We start from the raw sequence: 14,011 nt of genomic DNA on the forward strand, positions 1-14,011 counted from the left end.
AACAACGTACCGGCTGGCGCGGCGAGTTTCGCTATGGCCTGCTCAACGATGTGCGCACTCTCGACAAGGCGCGTTATCCGCTGATGATCGAGCGGTTCATGGCCCTGGCCTATGAACCGAACGCTGAACTGCCGAAACCGTATCCGCGCCCAAGCCTGCAAATCGACCCGGTGACCCGCGAAGCGGCCCTGGCCAAATTCGGCCTGACCCTCGACCGCCCGGTGCTGGCCCTGTGCCCTGGCGCCGAGTTCGGCGAATCCAAGCGCTGGCCGTCCGAGCACTACGCCAAGGTCGCCGAAGCGCGCATTCGTGAAGGCTGGCAGGTGTGGCTGTTCGGTTCGAAAAACGATCATGCGGTGGGCGAAGACATCCGCGCGCGGCTGATTCCCGGCCTGCGCGAAGAGTCGGTCAACCTCAGTGGTGGTACTTCGCTGGCCGAGGCGATTGATCTGCTGTCCTGCGCCGACTCGGTGGTGTCCAACGACTCCGGCCTGATGCACGTCGCGGCGGCGCTGAACCGTCCGCTGGTGGCGGTCTACGGCTCGACCTCGCCAGGCTTCACGCCACCGCTGGCCGAACATGTCGAAATCGTCCGTCTGGGCCTGGAGTGCAGTCCGTGTTTCGACCGCACCTGCCGGTTCGGCCATTACAACTGCCTGCGCCAGCTGATGCCGGACGCGGTCAACGATGCCTTGCAGAGGTTGCAGGGCTCCGTGGTCGAGGTTCATTAAGTTGCGGGTATTGCTGATCAAGACTTCATCGCTGGGCGACGTGATCCACGCGTTGCCGGCGCTGACCGATGCCGCCCGGGCGATCCCCGGGATCAAGTTCGACTGGGTGGTGGAAGAAGGCTTTGCCGAGATCCCGACCTGGCACCCGGCCGTTGGCAAGGTGATTCCGGTGGCGATCCGCCGCTGGCGCAAAAACCTCTGGAAAACCCTCGCCAGTGGCGAGTGGAAACGCTTCAAGCAAAGCGTGCGCGCTCAGAAGTACGACTTGGTGATTGATGCTCAGGGTCTGCTGAAAAGTGCCTGGCTGACCCGTTACGTCAAAGCACCGGTGGCCGGTCTCGACAAAGGTTCGGCGCGAGAGCCGATGGCTTCGCGTTTCTACGACCGCAAACTGGCCGTGGCCCGTGGTCAGCACGCCGTCGAGCGCGTGCGCCAACTGTTCGCCATCGCGCTGGGCTACGACCTGCCTAAAGGCTTGGGCGATTACGGTTTGAACGTCGAACGTCTGGTCGAGTTGCCGCGCAAAAACGCCTTTGTGGTGTTCCTCCACGGCACCACGTGGGACACCAAACACTGGCCGGAAGCCTATTGGCGCGAGCTGACCGAGCGCGTTGGCTATCTCGGCGTTGGCGTCAAACTGCCGTGGGGCAACCCGCAGGAAAAGGCCCGCGCCGAACGCATCGCCGCTGGCTTCAAGCACGCTGAAGTGCTGCCGAAACTCAATCTGGCCGGCGTTGGCAAAGTGCTGGCCGGTGCGCAGGCGTGTGTCGCGGTGGACACCGGCCTTGGCCATTTGGCCGCCGCGCTGGACGTGCCGACCATCTCGCTCTTCGGTCCGACCAACCCGGGCCTGACCGGTGCCTACGGCAAGTTGCAGATTCACCTGGCCAGCGACTTCCCGTGCGCACCGTGCCTGCAAAAGAAATGTACTTACCAACCGACCGCGCAGGATGCCCGTCAGTTTGACCTGAAGCGTGAACAGCCTTTGTGCTTCACGCGTCTGAACCCCGAGCGTGTCGCCAGCCGACTGAGCACGTTGTTGATGGCTGAGGAGCTGCGCTGATGCAATTGGCATTCGTCCTGTACAAATATTTTCCGTTCGGTGGCTTGCAGCGTGACTTCATGCGCATCGCCCTCGAATGCCAGAAGCGCGGCCATCAGATCCGCGTCTACACGTTGATCTGGGAAGGCGACGTGCCGCCGGGTTTCGAAGTGCTGGTGGCGCCGGTCAAGGCGTTGTTCAATCATCGGCGCAACGAGAAGCTCACGGCGTGGATGGAAGTTGACCTGGCCAAACGTCCGGTGGACCGGTTGATCGGCTTCAACAAGATGCCGGGGCTGGACGTCTATTACGCCGCCGACGGCTGCTTCGAAGACAAGGCGCAGAACCTGCGCCACTCGCTGTACCGCCGCTGGGGCCGCTATCGCCACTTCGCCGAATACGAGCGCGCAGTGTTCGCCAAGGACGCGAAAACCGAAGTGCTGATGATTTCCGAAGTGCAGCAGCCGCTGTTCATCAAGCATTACGACACCCCGCTTGAGCGCTTCCACCTGCTGCCGCCGGGCATTGCCCAGGATCGTCGGCGCCCGGCGGATGCCGATGAGATTCGCGCCGGTTTCCGTGCCGAATTCAACCTCAAGGATGGCGAGTTGCTGCTGGTGCAGATCGGTTCCGGGTTCAAGACCAAGGGCGTCGATCGCAGTCTGAAAGCGCTGGCGGCGTTGCCTGCCGAACTGAAGAAACGCACCCGGCTGTTTGTAATCGGCCAGGATGACCCCAAATTGTTCCAGATGCAGAGTGCAACTTTGGGCCTGGGCGACAACGTGACGTTCCTCAAGGGTCGCAGCGATATCCCGCGTTTCCTGCTGGGCGCCGACCTGTTGATCCACCCGGCGTACAACGAAAACACCGGTACGGTGCTGCTCGAAGCGCTGGTGGCCGGTTTGCCGGTGCTGGTCAGCGCGGTTTGCGGTTACGCGCATTACATCGCCGAGGCGGACGCCGGGCTGGTGCTGGACGAACCGTTCGATCAGGCGCAGTTGACCGAGTACCTGAGCCGAATGTTGAACGATGCCTCTGCACGCGCGGCCTGGAGCCGCAATGGTCTGGCCTTCGCCGAGACGGCCGACCTCTACAGCATGCCGCAGCACGCGGCCGATGTGATTCTGGCGGAGCACGCTTAAATGAAGTTGATGCTGGCTGAACCCTTCAAGTCCCTCTGGGCCGGGCGCGATCCGTTCGCCGAAGTCGAGGGCTTGCAGGGCGAGGTATACCGCGAGCTGGAAGCTCGGCGCACGCTACGCACGGAAGTCGATGGCAACGGATTTTTCGTCAAGATTCACCGAGGTATTGGCTGGGGCGAAATCTTCAAGAACTTGCTGACCGCCAAGCTGCCGGTGCTCGGCGCGGGTCAGGAGTGGCAAGCCATCCAGCGCTTGCAGGAAGTCGGCGTGCCGACCATGACCGCTGTCGCGTACGGCGAGAAGGGCAGCAATCCGGCCGATCAGCACTCGTTCATCGTCACCGAAGAACTGGCGCCGACCATCAGCCTCGAAGACTACAGCATCGACTGGGTCAAGCAGCCGCCCGAGCCGAAACTCAAGCGCGCGCTGATCGCTGAAGTTGCTCGCATGACCGGCATGATGCACCGCGCCGGGGTCAATCACCGCGACTGCTACATCTGCCATTTCCTGCTGCACACCGACAAACCGGTGACGCCGGACGATTTCAAACTCTCGGTGATCGACCTGCACCGCGCCCAGACCCGTGCAAAGATCACCCAACGCTGGCGCAACAAGGATCTGGCAGCGCTGTACTTCTCCGCTCTGGGCATCGGCCTGACCCGCCGCGACAAGTTGCGTTTTCTCAAGGGCTATTTCCAGCAACCGCTGCGCCGGATCCTGGCCGAAGAAGCGCCGTTGCTGAACTGGCTGGAAGGCAAGGCCAACAAGCTCTACGCGCGCAAACAGCGTTACGGGGATGCGCTCTGATGGCGGGCTGGAATCTTGAGCCGCAGTACGGCGAGCTGGCCAGTGACTTCGGCAGCCTCGAGGCCGTGTTCGCTCTGCAAGGTGAACGCCTGACCCGCGATCCGCTGTCGGAAGTCATTCGCGTACAGCGCAGCGGCGTCAATTATTACGTCAAGCGTTACGTCGGCGCCGGTAAAGGCTTGCGCCGATACCTCGGCAAGCCACGCGTGAAGATGGAGTGGCAGAACCTCAAGCGCTTCGCCAAATGGGGTATTCCTACCGCTGAAGTGGTGGCCTGGGGGCTGGAGCGACGTGGTGCGGCGTACGACCGTGGCGCGCTGATCACCCGCGAACTGCCGAAAACCGAAGACCTCTCGGCCCTGGCCGAGCGCAAGGATCCGAAACTCAAGGATCCTGCCTGGGTCGATGGCGTCAGCCGGCAGCTGGCGGGTTACACCCGGACGATGCATGATCACCGTTTTACCCATAACGATCTGAAATGGCGCAACCTGTTGGTCGATGATCAGGCGCGGATTTTTCTGATTGATTGCCCCAATGGCGAGTTCTGGCGCGGCTTCTGGCTCAAGTACCGGATCACCAAGGATCTGGCTTGTCTCGACAAGCTCGCCAAATACCACCTGTCCAATACCCAACGCCTGCGCTTCTATCTGCAATACCGCCAGTGCGATCGGCTCAATGACGCCGACAAGAAACGGATTCGGCACGTGGTGAGATTTTTCGAGGGACGCGAATGACCGATTTTCTGGCCGAAGAGGACCGTGCGTTGCTTGAACGCCATGGCCTCGGCACTTTTGACGCGCTGTGGGCCAAGCAACTGGAGGCCGTCGACGAACCGAACACCGGGCGGGGTGGCTGGAGCAGTGTTTTTCGTCTGGATCTGGAGGGGCGCGGTTATTACCTCAAGCGCCAGAGCAATTACCTGACCCGCACGTTGCATGCGCCTTTCGGCGAGCCCAGTTTTACTCGGGAGTTTCGCAATATCCGACGCTACCAGAAGCTCGGCATCCCGGCGCTGCAAGCGGTGTTTTTCGGTGAGCGCAAAGTGGGTGGCGAAGTCCGTGCGGTTCTGATGACCCGCGCACTGGATGGCTGGAGTGACCTGGAATCGCTGCTGCAACGCTGGTCGCAACTCAGTGAGGCGCAACACTCGGCGATCCTCAAGGCCTGTGGCCTGCTTGCCCGCCATCTGCATGGCGTGCGTCAGGTGCATGGCTGCTTCTACCCCAAACACATCTTTCTGCAGGCCACCGGGGACGGCTATCAGGCGCAACTCATCGACCTGGAAAAGACCCGTCCGCTGCTGTTCGGCATGCGTGACCGGATCCGGGATCTGGAACCGTTGCAACGCCGTGCGCCGGAGTGGGACGAGGCGCAGTTGCGTGAGTTGCTGGCCGCTTATCTCGATCAGCCGAGCGACAGCCCGTTGCTCGACCGTTGGCTCGAGCGGCTGACCGCTCGTCGCAGTCACAAGGAGACGCGCTGATGCAATTGTCCGCGCTGGCCGCTGTCGGTCGGACCCCGCAACTGCCGCTGACGGTGACGCTGGCCGATGCTGCCGGCACGGCGGATCTGCAGTTGCTGAGCCTGCTGCGAGTGTTGCCGGGACAACGCTATGTCGGCGCCGGCGTGTGGCGCGGGCGTCCGGTGCTGGCCAAATTATTGGTCGGCAGCAAGGCATCGCGGCATTTTCAGCGCGAGCTCGAAGGGGTGCGCCTGCTGGCCGCACAGGGTATGACCACCCCATTGCTGCTGGCCGATGGCCTGCGCGATGGCGAAGGTGGCTGGCTGCTGTTCGACTACCTTGAAGGCGCCGAAAGCCTCGGCGAGGCCTGGGCGAAAGTCGAGGCGCTACCGGTTCTGGCTGATGAACAATCGGCAGTCCTGGCCGAAGCGCTGGCTGCTATTGGCCAACTGCACGGCAAAGGCCTCTGGCAGGAAGACTTGCATCTGGACAACCTGCTGCGTCATGGCGGCCAGTTGTATTTGATCGACGGTGCCGGCATTCGTGCAGAAACCGCCGGCGAGCCGTTGTCGCGACAGAAAGTCCTGGAAAATCTCGGCGTGTTTTTCGCCCAGTTGCCCAAGAGCCTTGAGCCGTTTACCGAAGAGCTGCTGGTGTATTACCTGCTGAGCAACAGCGAGCACGCGTTGCCGCTGGAAGCCTTGCAGAAGCAGATCGACAAGGTGCGTCGCTGGCGTCTGAAGGATTACCTGATCAAGGTTGGTCGCGAGTGCACGCTGTTCAGTGTCCGGCGTGGGGCTTTTGGCCTGCGGGCGATCCGTCGTGAAGAAGAAGCTGCGATGATCCCGGTGCTGGAGCAGGCCGATGCGTTGCTCAGTCGCGGTCACCTCTATAAAACCGGCGGCGCGGCGAGCGTTGGCGAGGTTAAGGTGGGTGCGCGCACGCTGGTGATCAAGCGCTACAACATCAAGGGATTCGCCCATTGGCTCAAGCGCTTCTGGCGCCCGAGCCGTGCCTGGCATTCGTGGCGCGAAGGCAATCGCCTGGCGTTTCTCGGTATCGCCACGCCGACCCCGCTGGCGGTGCTGGAGAAACGCTTTTTGTGGCTGCGCAGTCGAGCCTATCTGGTGACCGAGTTCCTGTCCGGGCCAGACATCATCGCGCGTTTTGCCCCTTACGTGGACAGTGGCGAGGCGCCCGAGCCGGAGCTGCTGGCGCTCGATATGTTGTTCGCACAATTGATTGCCGAACGCATCAGTCACGGTGATTTCAAAGGTCATAACCTGTTCTGGCAGGACGATCGCTGGGCGCTGATCGACCTGGATTCGATGTGCCAGCATGGATCAGTCAGCAGTTTTGCGCCGGCTTATGCCCGCGACCGGGCGCGCTTCATGCGTAACTGGCCCGAGAGCAGTGCGTTGTATCAGGTGATTGATCAGCGCCTGCCCAAGGATGTATCTGGCGCCGGGTGAAAGCCCGGGAAGCTCTCACTCAGAGGTTTCGGCGATTGAGGACGAGATTTAGCGACATGTCCTACAGTATCTGCAGAAACCATGAACTGGGTACGGTTCAACGCCGATGGTAGTTTGCCTGTCCATTTCGGAGGGCGAACCTTGACCATAAAACAGACAATGTCGTTGAGTGTTTTTTCATGGGCTCTAGCCGGTTGTGGGAGTGCCCTGACCGTATTGCAGGACGATGCCGATGCCGCTCGAGATCTGCGCAAGCAAAAAACCTACTGCCAATCCATACCGCGCATTTACAGTGGTCTGGCTTTTGACTTTTGCGTACTGAATGCACCGCCGGACCCAAGCGGTTTTCTTGTGCCGTTTGTCTTGCTGGATCTGCCCCTTTCGGGCGTGGTCGATACGATATCGCTGCCTTATACGGTTTATCGTCAGGTCACCGATGGCAACCTCGGTATTTATTGGCGCAAGGGTGGTTATTAAGACATTGAGCAGGAATTATCTGATTCATTCGATTCGGGCGCGATTCGTACAGGGTAATTCCCGACATGTTTACGCTATAATCCCGCCCTTTAGCTGTCTCTCGCCCGGTGCGGGGGGCACATCAATTTTTCAGGGCGCCCGGCGCCCGAACGCAGACTTAAGAGGCTAGACCCTGTGGCATTGACGATTCTTGGCCTGTCCGGCGCCCTTAGCCATGACCCATCAGCGGCCTTGTACATTGATGGCAAGCTGGTGGCGGCGGCTGAAGAAGAGCGCTTCGTACGCGATAAGCATGCAAAAAACCGCATGCCCTACGAATCGGCGAAGTTCTGTCTTGAGCAGGCCGGCATCAAGCCGTCCGATGTCGATGTGGTTGCAATTCCGTTCGCCCCGATCAGCCTGTTCGGCAAGGCCCGCTGGCACTATGCCAAGCGTTACTGGTATGCCCCGGATCGCGCCCTCGATGCGATCCTGATGGGCAACCGTCGCTACAAGCGCTATCGCAACAAGATCGTCTGGTGCCTTGAGCAACTGGGTTTTGATCCGAAGAAGATCAAGATCGAGCCGGTCGAGCATCACCTGGCCCACGCCTCCAGCGCCTACCACTGCTCGGGTTTCAAAGAGAAAACCGCGATCCTCGGCATCGACGGCAAGGGCGAGTACGCCACGACCTTCTTCGGTTACGGCGAAAACGGCAAGATCCACAAGATCAAGGAATTCTTTGATCCGGACTCCCTCGGCGGCCTCTATGGCGCGATCACCGAGTTCCTCGGTTTCGAGATGCTCGACGGCGAGTTCAAGGTCATGGGCATGGCGCCGTACGGCGACGCCAGCAAATATGACTTCTCGCGTCTGGCCTCGTTCGAGAACGGCGAACTGGTGATCAACACCGACTACGCCAACGTGATCGGCCTGCGTCGCTACAAAGAGAAGGGCAAAGGCTTCTACTTCTCGCCGAAGCTGATCGAGTGGCTGGGTCCGAAGCGCGAAGGCGACATCGCCGACGAGCCTTACATCCACTACGCCGCGAGCATGCAAGCGCTGTTCGAGAAACTGGCGTTGCAGATGATCGACTACTACCTGGGCGACGTGCTCAAGGAAACCGGCAAGCTGGCCTTCGCCGGTGGTTGTGCGCTGAACGTCAAGCTGAACCAGAAAATCATCGCCCGCGATGACATCAAGGAGCTGTTCGTGCAGCCGGCGTCCGGCGATGCCGGCACCGCGGTTGGCGCAGCGGCCTATGTGTCCCACGCCCGTGGCGTACCGGTCGAGAAGATGGAGCACGTCTACCTCGGCCCGTCGTACAGCAACGAAGACGTGATCGCCGCGTGCGCCCGTCACGAGAACAAGCCGACCTGGCGCAAGCTCGACAACATGCCGGAAGAAATCGCCAGGATCATGGTCGATGGCAACCCGGTGGCGTGGTTCCAGGGGCGCATGGAGTTTGGTCCGCGTGCACTGGGTGGCCGTTCGATCATCGGTTGCCCGAGCGTGGCCGGTGTGGCTGACCGCATCAACCACCAGATCAAGTTCCGCGAGCGCTGGAGGCCTTTCTGCCCGTCGATGCTCGACACCGTGGCGCCACAGATGATCAAGATCGATCACCCGGCGCCGTTCATGACCTTCACCTTCGAAGTGGCTGAAGAGTGGAAGACCCGCGTGCCGGAAGTCGTCCACGAAGACGGCACTTCCCGTGCTCAGGTACTCAAGCGCGAATACAACCCGCGCTATTACGACATGATGAAGGCTCTGGAGAACCTGACGGGTAACGGTGTGTCGCTGAACACCTCCCTCAACCGTCGTGGCGAGCCGATGATCTGTTCGCCGACTGACGCGTTGAACATGTTTTTCGGTTCCGACCTGCAATACCTGATCATGGAAGATATTCTGGTCGTAAAAGAGGGTGCGAAAGGATACGGTCTTGACTGAAACACTGATCAGCGTCGTTATTCCGGCTTACAACTATGCGCGAACCCTGCCCCGGGCAGTGGAGTCGGTGTTGGCGCAACTGGATGAAGCGGCGGCGGATCTTTTAGTCATCGACGATGGCTCGACGGACGAGACGCCTGCAGTGGTGGAAGCGCTTCTGCGCGAACACAGTGGGCGTTTTCGTGCGGTGCGCAAAAGCAATGGCGGATTGTCTTCCGTGCGTAATCGGGGGCTTGAAGAGACGACCGGGCGGTATCTGGTTTTCCTCGACTCCGATGACGAAATGGCGCCCGGTGCGCTCGCGGCACTTTCGCAGCATATTGCCCACAACCCCCAAAGCATGATGGTCATCGGCGCGCACTGGTCGGTATTCGCGGACGGCAGGCGTAGCCTGCAAGGCGCCAAGCCATTGCCGCTGACACCACGTCAATGCCTGCAGGGGTATCTGCTGGACAAGACCATATCAATTTCCAACGGTGCCTGTGCCATGCATCGCGGTGTGTTCGTGCCGGGCACTTATCCTGAGCATCTGCGCAACGTTGAAGATCTGCCGGTGTTTGCCCAGGTGTTGGCGCGTTATCCCTGCACTGTTCTGAATCAGCCTCTGGCACTTATCTACAAGCACGCCGATAGCATGCGCCATGATTTGCGCCAGAGTCTTGCTGCAGGCACGGAGCAGGTTGTCAGTGAAGTGTTCTCGGCCCGGCGTATGCCGGCGCAGATGCACGACCTGCGACAGGCGTTTCTGGCGCAGCGTTGTCTTTCGTTGTTTCGCGACTGCTATTCCCATGGCGAATACAAACTCGCCAGAGCGTTCTACTTTCAGGCGTTGCGTGCGGACTGGCGCACCTTCTCGCGCTGGTCATACACGCGCAAGGCGTTGAGGTTGTTGTTTCGGTAAAACGGTTCGCGATGACGTGCGCGTACCCTGTTCAAGCGTGTCGGTGAGGTGGCTGGGTGAAAGGTACGGGCAGTAAGGTGGGCGCTCAAGTCTCACGGATCATCGACGAATACCCGGTATGGCTGGCATTTTGTGGCAGTGTGCTGTTATCGCTGATTGCGGTCATGGGCACGGCGACAGTCGCGCGTGATGCGGCGCTGTACCTCGATATTGCGCAACAAGTCAGTGAGCATGGCCCCAAGGTGGCCTGGGCAACGTTTGACTGGCCCTGGTTTTCCTTTCTGTTGGCTGGCACCCATCTCGTCCTGCATTTGCCTCTGGAGCTGAGCGCCTACCTTTGGTGCGGTCTGTTTTTTGCCGGCACCAGCGCCTTGATGGTGGATTGCGTTCGTCAGCGTTCTGCGCATGCCACTCGCTGGGCTTGCCTGGTGGTGCTGGCGATGCCGGCAGTCAACAGCTTTCGCAACGACATCATCCGCGAATGCGGTTTCTGGTTTTTCTGCACACTGGCCCTTTGGCTCGCTTTGCGTTGGCAAGATCGGGGTGGCTGGTTGCGTGCCGCACTGATCCATCTGGCGGTGGTCGCGGCGGCCCTGTTCAGGCTTGAGGCGCTGTTGCTGATACCCGCATTGGCGCTGTGGCAGTTACCCAATCTCTGGTCTTCAACCCGGCGCATGCGCTTCGTGCAGTTCTCGGTGTTGCCGGTTATCGGCATGGTGCTGGTGCTGGTGTCGGGCGTGCTGATGTCCGCCCGGGTGATGCTCTATCTGGACATGATCGCGCCCCACAGCGTGTTGGCTTCGTTTCAGATGCTCTGCGAACAGTTCGCCAATTCGATGATCACCAAATACTCCCAGGATGAAGCCGGGCGGATCATTTTTTTCGGCATCCTGGCGACCATGACCATCACGTTCGTGAAGTTGATGGGGCCATTCGCCGTGCCGTTCATTCTGCGCCGCAATTGGGGTGTTCTCGGTGACTACTGGCGTGACTATCAGCCTTTTGCCTGGACGGCCTTGCTGTATCTGGTCGTGCTGGTGCTGTTTTTCCTCAAGCTGCAGTTCATGAATACGCGCTACATGAGTTTTCTGAACCTGCTGTTTGTACCCGTGCTGGCGATGGGGCTGGCGGCATTCGTTCGCGAGTTTCCCCGTTGGAGCAAGTGGCTGGTCGCCGTGGCGTTGCTGGTGATGTTGTCGAACGTCATTTCCACCGGGGCCGGCAAGACCCATTACATCGAGGCGGGTCGCTGGATGGCCGCCCATGTCGAACGTGACGCGCCGACGTACTTCGAGGACGGCCGGATCAGTTATTACGCCGGTCGCGGCTATGCGCTGCCGGTTCTGACCCGTGAGGAAGCGATGTCGGCTGTTCATGCCGGCGACTACCGGTATTTTCTGATTGACGCGAAGGGCGATGAGCCGTGGCTGAAGGAATGGCTGGTCGCCCACAAATTGCGCGTCATCGAACATTTCGCCAATCGCAAGGGTGCAACGGTGTTGGTGATCGGGCCTTAGAGGCTCAGGCGAGCAGTGGACGCAGGCGCGAGATCAGTGGCGCCTGCCGGTTGCTCGGCAAGGCCTGGCGGTAGCCTTCGATAAAGGTGTCGCCGGCGTCCTCGCCGAGTAACCACTGGCGGTCTTCCTTATAGCGCAGCAGGTGGGCGAAGTTGCGTAGGCGTTTGCTGTCGCTCAGTGCGCGCTTCTGGCAGCGCAGGTCGGCGATATCGATCAGGCCCAATTGGTTATCGGGCGTGAGCACCACGTTGCCGAAGTGCAACGATCGAAAATACACCCCTCTCTCGTGCAGTTGCGCGAAATAGCCACCCAGCTTGAACCTCAGTGCGTCAGCCTCCTCGCGGGTGCCTTGTAACTGGCGCACGGTGTTGCCGGCCAGCGGGCTGTAATACACGCCGTCGCGCTCGATGCTCGGGATGCGATAGACCGCAATGACGGTGGGGCAGAGGATGCCGCGCTGTTCAAGTGCGCGGGTATTGTCGGCAAAACGCTGGGCATAGGGATAGAACAGCGCCGAACTGAGCAGTCGCTTGCGCCGGAACAGCTTGAGCATGCGTCCATCGGCCAATCTGAGCACCTTGTCGCCGGAACCGTCGGCTTCCAGTACGTGTGCACCTTTGCGCAGTGCCTCGTAAGTGCTGTGATCAATCGATTGCATATCAGGCTCCCCATCATTAGCGGGGTATCTTAACCGAGTTGCCCAAGGGCTGGCTCGCAGTCATGTTTATCGAGGGAAAAAGGCCTGTGATATCATCGGCGCCTCACTGAATTGTGCGGATCACCATGAGCAGTCCTGAACCGAAAGCCCAGTCAACGCTGGCGATCTATTTCCGCCTTTTGGCTTACGTGCGGCCTTACGCCGGTCTCTTCCTTCTCAGTATCGTCGGGTTTCTGATCTTCGCATCGACCCAGCCGATGCTCGCTTACATCCTCAAGTACTTTGTCGACGGCCTGGCCAATCCTGAAGCCAGCCTGTTTCCGGGCAACCCTTACCTGGGCAAGTTGCAGTTGCTCGAAACCGTGCCATTGATGATCGTGTTCATTGCCCTGTTGCAGGGCGTGGGCTCGTACCTGGGCAACTTCTTCCTGGCCCGGGTCTCCCTGGGCCTGGTCCATGACCTGCGGGTGGTGCTGTTCAACAAGTTGCTGGAACTGCCCAACCGGTTCTTCGACAAGAACAACTCCGGCCATCTGATTTCCCGCATCACCTTCAACGTCACCATGGTGACGGGGGCGGCGACCGACGCGATCAAGGTGGTCATCCGTGAAGGCATGACCGTCATTTTCCTGTTCTGCACCCTGTTGTGGATGAACTGGAAACTGACTCTGGTGATGGTGGCTATCCTGCCGGTGATCGGCATCATGGTGAACAGCACCAGCCGTAAATTTCGCAAGCAGAGCAAAAAGATCCAGGTTTCGATGGGCAACGTGACGCACGTTGCGTCCGAGACGATTCACGGTTATCGCGTCGTGCGCAGTTTCGGCGGCGAAGTCTATGAAAAGACCCGGTTTCGCGATGCCAGCCAGAGCAATACCGACAAGCAACTGACAATGACCAAGACCGGCGCGGTGTATACGCCAATGCTGCAGCTGGTGACCTACAGCGCCATGGCCGTGGTCATGTTCCTTGTGCTTTACCTTCGCGGCGATGCATCGCCGGGCGATCTGGTGGCTTACATCACCATGGCCGGTCTGTTGCCAAAGCCTATTCGTCAGCTCTCCGAGGTCAGCTCGACCATCCAGAAAGGCGTGGCCGGTGCCGAAAGTATTTTCGAGCAGCTGGATGAGCCGGCAGAAGTGGATCAAGGCACGGTCGAGCGCGATCGCCTTGAGGGTCGCCTGGAAGTGCGCAATCTCAGCTTCCAGTACCCGGACACCGACAAGCAGGTGCTCAACGACATCAGTTTTGTCGTGGAGCCTGGGCAGATGGTTGCACTGGTGGGTCGATCAGGCAGCGGCAAATCGACCCTGGCCGGGCTGATTCCGCGTTTTTATCAGCATGAACACGGGCAGATCCTGCTCGATGGCGTAGAAGTGCAGGACTTCACCTTGCGCAGCCTGCGTCGGCAGATCGCGCTGGTGACCCAGGCGGTCACGCTGTTCAACGATACGGTGACCAACAACATCGCTTACGGCGATCTGGCCGGAGCACCGTTCGACGATGTCAAACGCGCGGCCTCCGAGGCATACGCCGACGAGTTCATCGCCAAGATGCCGCAAGGTTACGAAACCATGGTCGGCGAGAACGGCGTGCTGCTTTCCGGTGGCCAGCGTCAGCGCATTGCCATTGCCCGGGCGCTGCTCAAGGATGCGCCGTTGCTGATTCTCGATGAGGCCACCTCGGCCCTCGACACCGAGTCGGAGCGGCATATTCAGGCCGCGCTGGATCATGTGGTGCAGAACCGCACGACGCTGGTGATCGCGCACCGTTTGAGCACCATCGAGAAAGCCGACCTGATTCTGGTCATGGATGAAGGCCGGATCGTCGAACGCGGTACTCACGCGCAACTGCTGGACCAGAACGGTTACTA

Annotated in this window: 12 protein-coding genes and 1 pseudogene; 12 read left to right on the forward strand and 1 reads right to left on the reverse strand. The window is 60.1% G+C overall.

Annotated features, from left to right (window positions below; translation table 11 throughout):
- The 11 genes and pseudogenes from waaF to DBR24_RS29425 form a co-directional block, all read left to right on the forward strand.
- Window positions 1-731: pseudogene (gene waaF, locus DBR24_RS29375) on the forward strand (lipopolysaccharide heptosyltransferase II); the annotation flags it as partial.
- 1 nt (window position 732) lies between these two features.
- Entirely contained in the window at window positions 733-1,794 is a 1,062-nt protein-coding gene (waaC, locus tag DBR24_RS29380) for a lipopolysaccharide heptosyltransferase I (RefSeq protein WP_123470809.1), read from the forward strand.
- On the forward strand, window positions 1,794-2,915 hold the full coding sequence (locus DBR24_RS29385) for a glycosyltransferase family 4 protein (protein ID WP_128616447.1): 1,122 nt from the start codon (window positions 1,794-1,796) through the stop codon (window positions 2,913-2,915). Before waaC ends, DBR24_RS29385 begins: the two co-directional genes overlap by 1 nt.
- Entirely contained in the window at window positions 2,916-3,722 is an 807-nt protein-coding gene (gene rfaP, locus DBR24_RS29390; protein WP_128616448.1) for a lipopolysaccharide core heptose(I) kinase RfaP, read from the forward strand. It abuts the gene before it with no gap.
- Window positions 3,722-4,456, forward strand: a complete 735-nt coding sequence (locus tag DBR24_RS29395) for a lipopolysaccharide kinase InaA family protein (RefSeq protein WP_128616449.1) — start codon at window positions 3,722-3,724, stop codon at window positions 4,454-4,456. The genes rfaP and DBR24_RS29395 overlap by 1 nt, the downstream gene beginning before the upstream one ends.
- Window positions 4,453-5,205, forward strand: a complete 753-nt coding sequence (locus DBR24_RS29400) for a lipopolysaccharide kinase InaA family protein (protein WP_123470816.1) — start codon at window positions 4,453-4,455, stop codon at window positions 5,203-5,205. Before DBR24_RS29395 ends, DBR24_RS29400 begins: the two co-directional genes overlap by 4 nt.
- The gene (locus DBR24_RS29405) at window positions 5,205-6,656 is read left to right on the forward strand and encodes a lipopolysaccharide kinase InaA family protein (protein WP_128616450.1); all 1,452 of its coding nucleotides are present in this window, start codon (window positions 5,205-5,207) and stop codon (window positions 6,654-6,656) included. The genes DBR24_RS29400 and DBR24_RS29405 overlap by 1 nt, the downstream gene beginning before the upstream one ends.
- 141 nt (window positions 6,657-6,797) lie before the next feature.
- Window positions 6,798-7,133, forward strand: a complete 336-nt coding sequence (locus DBR24_RS29410; protein WP_123470820.1) for a YceK/YidQ family lipoprotein — start codon at window positions 6,798-6,800, stop codon at window positions 7,131-7,133.
- A gap of 174 nt (window positions 7,134-7,307) precedes the next feature.
- On the forward strand, window positions 7,308-9,062 hold the full coding sequence (locus tag DBR24_RS29415; RefSeq protein WP_123470822.1) for a carbamoyltransferase: 1,755 nt from the start codon (window positions 7,308-7,310) through the stop codon (window positions 9,060-9,062).
- Window positions 9,055-9,963, forward strand: coding sequence for a glycosyltransferase family A protein (locus DBR24_RS29420; protein WP_123470823.1), 909 nt, complete (start codon window positions 9,055-9,057; stop codon window positions 9,961-9,963). Before DBR24_RS29415 ends, DBR24_RS29420 begins: the two co-directional genes overlap by 8 nt.
- Before the next feature lie 77 nt (window positions 9,964-10,040).
- Complete coding sequence (locus DBR24_RS29425; RefSeq protein WP_256591966.1) at window positions 10,041-11,480, forward strand: hypothetical protein; 1,440 nt, start codon at window positions 10,041-10,043, stop codon at window positions 11,478-11,480.
- 4 nt (window positions 11,481-11,484) lie between these two features.
- On the opposite strand, the gene DBR24_RS29430 is transcribed toward DBR24_RS29425, so the two are convergent.
- Complete coding sequence (locus DBR24_RS29430) at window positions 11,485-12,138, reverse strand: toluene tolerance protein (RefSeq protein ID WP_123470826.1); 654 nt, start codon at window positions 12,136-12,138, stop codon at window positions 11,485-11,487.
- Between the two features lie 125 nt (window positions 12,139-12,263).
- On the opposite strand from DBR24_RS29430, the gene msbA reads away from it, so the two are divergent.
- A partial coding sequence (gene msbA / locus DBR24_RS29435; RefSeq protein ID WP_128616452.1) for a lipid A export permease/ATP-binding protein MsbA occupies window positions 12,264-14,011 on the forward strand: 1,748 nt, incomplete at its 3' end.

Source organism: Pseudomonas sp. HMWF006, assembly GCF_003061205.1.
Lineage (GTDB): Bacteria > Pseudomonadota > Gammaproteobacteria > Pseudomonadales > Pseudomonadaceae > Aquipseudomonas > Aquipseudomonas monsensis.

Bases quoted from the DNA above. Each gene is read 5' to 3' on its own strand.
- DBR24_RS29430 (WP_123470826.1), bottom strand. From the start codon at position 12,138: ATGCAATCGATTGATCACAGCACTTACGAGGCACTGCGCAAAGGTGCA.
- rfaP (WP_128616448.1), top strand. From the start codon at position 2,916: ATGAAGTTGATGCTGGCTGAACCCTTCAAGTCCCTCTGGGCCGGGCGC.
- DBR24_RS29405 (WP_128616450.1), top strand. From the start codon at position 5,205: ATGCAATTGTCCGCGCTGGCCGCTGTCGGTCGGACCCCGCAACTGCCG.
- DBR24_RS29385 (WP_128616447.1), top strand. From the start codon at position 1,794: ATGCAATTGGCATTCGTCCTGTACAAATATTTTCCGTTCGGTGGCTTG.
- DBR24_RS29395 (WP_128616449.1), top strand. From the start codon at position 3,722: ATGGCGGGCTGGAATCTTGAGCCGCAGTACGGCGAGCTGGCCAGTGAC.
- DBR24_RS29400 (WP_123470816.1), top strand. From the start codon at position 4,453: ATGACCGATTTTCTGGCCGAAGAGGACCGTGCGTTGCTTGAACGCCAT.